The organism is Burkholderia sp. LMG 13014 (assembly GCF_905232215.1).
GTDB lineage: Bacteria > Pseudomonadota > Gammaproteobacteria > Burkholderiales > Burkholderiaceae > Burkholderia.
Genome location: NZ_CAJNKE010000401.1, coordinates 1 through 5,633, shown reverse-complemented (window position 1 = coordinate 5,633; position 5,633 = coordinate 1). Strand labels below are relative to the sequence as shown.

At 67.5% G+C, this 5,633-nt stretch carries 3 protein-coding genes and 1 pseudogene; all 4 read left to right on the top strand.

From position 1 onward, the window contains the following. Positions 1–151 (top strand): annotated as a pseudogene (locus JYJ84_RS37970) (urea transporter); the annotation flags it as partial. Next, the gene (locus JYJ84_RS27120) at positions 126–902 is read left to right on the top strand and encodes a class II aldolase/adducin family protein (RefSeq protein WP_175223544.1); all 777 of its coding nucleotides are present in this window, start codon (positions 126–128) and stop codon (positions 900–902) included. The pseudogene JYJ84_RS37970 and the gene JYJ84_RS27120, both read left to right, overlap by 26 nt. 51 nt (positions 903–953) lie before the next feature. Then, positions 954–1,142 (top strand): 4-oxalocrotonate tautomerase, encoded by a 189-nt coding sequence (locus JYJ84_RS27115; RefSeq protein WP_039344138.1) that lies wholly within the window; start codon positions 954–956, stop codon positions 1,140–1,142. Positions 1,143–1,334: 192 nt separating this feature from the next. Next, positions 1,335–5,633 (top strand): NAD-glutamate dehydrogenase (locus JYJ84_RS27110; RefSeq protein WP_205189678.1); only part of this gene is annotated, 4,299 nt, incomplete at its 3' end.

Genomic DNA, 5,633 nt, shown 5'->3' with positions numbered 1-5,633 from the left:
CGCATTGGCTGCACTGATCCAGTGGCTCGCGACGCGCGCCGGCATTCCCGCGTTCACGGCCCCGTTCGCGCTCGCATCGTGGGTCACGGTGATCGTCGCGCGCCGCTTCACCCTCGGAGAACCCGATGTCGTCATTCGTACACCGTCCTGATGCCGTGAAACCCGGCGGCCCGATCTCGGACGCCGAACGCCGGATGCGCGTAGACCTCGCCGCCGCGTACCGGCTCGTCGCGCTGAATGGCTGGGACGACCTGATCTATACGCACCTTTCGGCAACCGTGCCCGGCGAGCCCGGCCACTTCCTGATCAACCCGTTCGGCCTCACGTTCGACGAAGTCCGCGCGTCGAATCTCGTGAAGATCGACCTGGCCGGCAACCGGATCGGCGACGGCGAGCATGCAGTCAACGTGACGGGCTTCGCGCTGCACGCGGCCGTGCACGCCGCGCGCACCGACGCCGTGTGCGTGATGCACCTGCACAATACGGCCGGCATCGCCGTATCGATCCAGCGCGACGGGCTGCTGCCCGCGTCGCAGCACGCGCTGCGGTTTCATGGCGACCTCGCGTACCACGACTACGAGGCGCTCGCGTTCTCGCCGGCCGAAGGCGCGCGGCTGACCGCGAGCCTCGGCACGCAATCCGCGATGCTGCTGCGCAACCACGGCACACTGACGGTCGGCCGCACCGTGGCCGAAGCCTATGTGCTGATGGATACGCTGATCAAGGCGTGCGACATCCAGGTGCGCGCGCAGGCCGGCGGCGGTCCGCTCGTGCTGCCCGACCCGGCCATCGCCGCCCGAACCGCGGAACAGCTGCGCGACGGTGGCGCAATCGAAGGCGAACTGGAATGGCCGGCGCTGCTGCGCCGGCTCGACCGGATCGATCCGACGTATCGCGACTGACGCCGCCGGCGCCCCACGCATCATTCACCCCAACCATCGGAGCACTCCGTCATGCCGACTTTCAATATCCAGCTCTTCGAAGGCCGCACCGTCGACCAGAAGCGCGCATTCGTCGAAGCCATCACGCGCGTCACGTGCGAGACGCTCGGCTGCGAGCCGGGCTCGGTCGATATCATCCTGACCGACGTGAAGAAAGAGAACTGGGCGACGGCCGGCAAGCTGTGGAGCGACGAGCGCTGAGCGTCAAAGGCGGCGGCGCTTCGGCGCTGCCCGCCCTGCACTGATTCACCCACTGCAGCGCCCGCGATGGACGCTGCACGCGGCCGCCTCCAGCCGCCTCTCGTTGTGCGCCCGCACATCGCTTTGTCACGCAATCGGCGCATAATGCCGGACAGACGCAGCAGCCGATGGCCACCCGACGAGGAGACCGCCATGGAAGCGAAGAACGAGGAAGTCGTCGCACACCTGCTCTCGGACGTCGTCGAATTCGCGCGCGGGCGCCTGCCCGAAGCCACGTTCCGGATCGTCGAACCTTTCCTGCGTCATTACTACGACTTCGTCGATGCCGACGATCTGCAGAGCCGCAGCATCGCCGATCTCTACGGCGCCGCGATGGCGCACTGGCAGACCGCCCAGAAATTCGTGCCGGGCAGCGAACGGCTGCGCGTGTACAACCCGATCCTCGAACAGCACGGCTGGCATTCCGACCACACGGTCATCGAGATCGTCAACGACGACATGCCGTTCCTCGTCGATTCCGTGACGATGGCCGTCAACCGCCTCGGGCTCGCGCTGCACTCGGCACTGCACCCGGTATTCCGCATCTGGCGCGGCCGCGATGGCGGCATCGAGCGCGTCGATGCGGGCGGCGCGACGCCCGGCGACGGCCAGTCGCAGCTCGCGTCGTTCATCCATTTCGAAGTCGACCGCTGCGGCGATGCCGCGCTGCTCAACACGTTGCGCAACGACATCGCGCACGTGCTCGGCGACGTGCGCGCGTCGGTGGAAGACTGGCCGAAGATCGTCGACATCGCGCGCGCGACGATCAAGGAAATGAAGGCGCGCGAATCGACCGCGGAAGACATCGAGGCACGCGCGTTCCTCGAATGGATGGCCGCCGATCACTTCACGTTCCTCGGCCAGCGCGACTACGCGCTGGTATCCGACAGTTCCGGCTTCGGGCTGCGCGGTATCGAAGGCTCGGGTTTCGGCCTGCTGCGCGAATCGTTGCGCGCGCCCGATGCGCCCGACGTGACGCCGCTGCCGACCGCCGCCGCCGACATCATCACCGGCCCGTGGCCGATCTTCCTCACCAAGGCGAATTCGCGGGCGACCGTACACCGGCCCGGCTATCTCGACTATGTCGGCGTGAAACTCGTCGGCGCCGACGGCAAGGTCACCGGCGAGCGCCGCTTCATCGGGCTCTACACGTCGACCGCCTACATGGTGTCGAGCGCCGAGATCCCGATCGTGCGCCGCAAGTGCGCGAACATCGTACGGCGCGCGGGCTTCCTGCCGAAGGGACATCTCGGCAAGTCGCTCGTGACGGTGCTCGAAACCTATCCGCGCGACGAACTGTTCCAGGCCGACGAAGACCAGCTCTACGACATCGCGCTCGGCATCCTGCGGCTGCAGGAACACCAGCGCACGCGCCTGTTCGTCCGCCGCGACCGCTTCGACCGCTTCGTGTCGTGCCTCGTGTTCGTGCCGCGCGACAAGTACAACACCGACCTGCGCCGGCGCATCGCGAAGCTGCTCATCGATGCGTACAACGGCGTGAACGTCGAATTCACGCCGCTGCTGTCGGAATCGGCGATCGCGCGGATCCATTTCGTCGTGCACGCGGAACCGGGCACGATGCCCGACGTCGACACGCGCGAGCTCGAAACGCGGCTCGTGCAGGTCGCGCGCCGCTGGCAGGACGATCTCGCCGATGCGCTACTCGACGCATTCGGCGAGGAGCAAGGCAACCGCCTGCTGCAACGCTATGCCGACTCGTTCCCGGCCGGCTATCGCGACGACTATCCGGCACGCACCGCCGTGCGCGACATCGAGCTGATCGAGCGCGTGAAGGATTCGGGGCAGCTCGCGATGAACCTGTACCGGCCGATCGAGGCCGAGGCGCGTGCGTTCCGCTTCAAGGTCTATCGCGCGGGCGACCCGATCGCGCTGTCGCGCAGCCTGCCGATGCTCGAGCATCTCGGCGTGCGCGTCGACGAGGAGCGGCCGTACCGGATCCAGACGCAGGATGCCGCGCATGCGTGGGTACACGACTTCGGCCTCGAGCTCGCCGACGATACCGAATTCGACATCGAACGCGTGAAGGGCCTGTTCGAAGATGCATTCGACCAGATCTGGAGCGGCCGGATCGAGAACGACGACTTCAACCGCCTCGTGCTGCGCGCCCACCTGAGCGCACGCGAAGTGACGATCCTGCGCGCGTATGCGAAGTATCTGCGGCAAGTCGGCTCGACCTTCAGCGACGCCTATATCGAACGCGCGCTGACCGGCAATCCGGCGATCGCGCGGCAGCTCGTCGAGCTGTTCCTGCTGCGCTTCGACCCGGCCACCGGCGACACGCGCGACGTGCAGGCCGAACGGCTGCTGAAAGAGATCGAAGGCGCGCTCGACCAGGTGCCGAACCTCGACGAGGACCGCATCCTGCGCCAGTTCCTCGGCGTGATCAACGCGACCGAGCGCACCAACTACTTCCTGCGCGACGCGAACGGCGAATCGAAACCGTACCTGTCGTTCAAGTTCAATCCGGCGAAAGTGCCCGGCCTGCCCGAACCGAAGCCGATGTTCGAGATCTGGGTGTATTCGCCGCGGGTCGAGGGCGTGCACCTGCGCGGCGGGCGCGTCGCGCGTGGCGGCCTGCGCTGGTCGGATCGCCGCGAGGATTTCCGCACCGAAGTGCTCGGGCTGATGAAGGCGCAGATGGTGAAGAACGTCGTGATCGTGCCGGTCGGCTCGAAAGGCGGCTTCGTCGTGAAGAACCCGCCGCCGCCGAGCGATCGCGAAGCATGGATGCGCGAAGGCATCGCGTGCTACCAGACCTTCCTGCGCGGCCTGCTCGACCTGACCGACAACCTCGTCAGCAACGCGATCGTGCCGCCGCCCGACGTCGTGCGTCACGATCCGGATGACCCGTACCTGGTCGTCGCCGCCGACAAGGGCACGGCCACCTTCTCCGACTACGCGAACGCGATCTCCCACGAATACGGCTTCTGGCTCGACGACGCGTTCGCGTCCGGCGGCTCGGTCGGCTACGACCACAAGAAGATGGCGATCACCGCGCGCGGCGCGTGGGAATCGGTGAAGCGGCACTTCCGCGAGATGGGCATCGATACGCAGACGACCGACTTCACGGTGGTCGGCGTCGGTGACATGTCGGGCGACGTGTTCGGCAACGGGATGCTGCTGTCGCCGCATATCCGGCTCGTCGCCGCGTTCGATCACCGGCACGTGTTCCTCGACCCGAACCCCGATCCCGCGACGAGCTTCGCGGAGCGCGCGCGCATGTTCGCGCTCGAACGCTCGAGCTGGGCCGATTACGATCCGGCGTCGATCTCGTCGGGCGGCGGCGTCTACCCGCGCACCGCGAAGACGATCCCGCTGTCGCCGGCCGTGCAGGCCGCGCTCGGCATCGACGCGCATGCGCTGCCGCCGGCCGAGCTGATCCGCGCGATCCTGCAGGCGCCGGTCGACCTGCTGTACAACGGCGGCATCGGCACCTACGTGAAGGCCGCGCGCGAAACCCACCTGCAGGTCGGCGACCGCGCGAACGACGCGGTGCGCGTGAACGGCACGGACCTGCGCTGCAAGGTGGTCGGCGAAGGCGGCAACCTCGGCTGCACGCAGTTCGGCCGGATCGAGTTCGCGCAGCGCGGCGGCCGCATCAACACCGATGCGATCGACAACTCGGCCGGCGTCGATTGTTCGGATCACGAAGTCAACATCAAGATCCTGCTCGGGCTGGTCGTGTCCGACGGCGAGATGACCGAGAAGCAGCGCAACGCACTGCTCGCGGAGATGACCGACGAAGTCGGGCTGCTCGTGCTGCGCGACAACTACTACCAGACGCAGGCGCTGTCGATCGCCGGCCGCTATGCGGTCGAGCTGCTCGACGCCGAGGCACGCCTGATGCGCTGGCTCGAACGCGCGGGCCGCCTGAACCGCGTGATCGAATTCCTGCCGACCGACGATGAAGTCGCCGAACGGCAAGCGGCGAAACTCGGCCTCACGTCGCCGGAACGCGCGGTGCTGCTCGCGTACAGCAAGATGTGGCTGTACGACGCGCTGCTCGAATCCGACGTGCCCGAGGATTCGCTGGTGGCCGCGATGCTCGTCGACTACTTCCCGAAACCGCTGCAGCAGCGCTTCAGCGAACCGATGCGCCGCCATCCGCTGCGCCGCGAAATCCTCGCGACGCACCTGACCAACGCGCTCGTGAACCGCGTCGGCTGTGCATTCGTGCACCGGCTGATGGAGGAAACCGACGCGCAGCCCGGCGACATCGTGCGGGCGTGCATCATGGCGCGCGACGTGTTCGACCTCGATGCGGTGTGGCGCGACATCGACGCGCTCGACAACCGCGTCGCCGACGACGTGCAGGCGCGCATGTTCGTCGACGTCGCGCGGCTGCTGGAGCGCGCGGCGCTGTGGTTCCTGCGGCATCTGCAATCCGGCGCGGTGGCCGACGGCGGCGTCGCCGAGCTGATCGCGCGCTGC

Coding starts and splice junctions, on each gene's coding strand:
- JYJ84_RS27115 (WP_039344138.1), top strand. CDS start 954: ATGCCGACTTTCAATATCCAGCTCTTCGAAGGCCGCACCGTCGACCAG.
- JYJ84_RS27120 (WP_175223544.1), top strand. CDS start 126: ATGTCGTCATTCGTACACCGTCCTGATGCCGTGAAACCCGGCGGCCCG.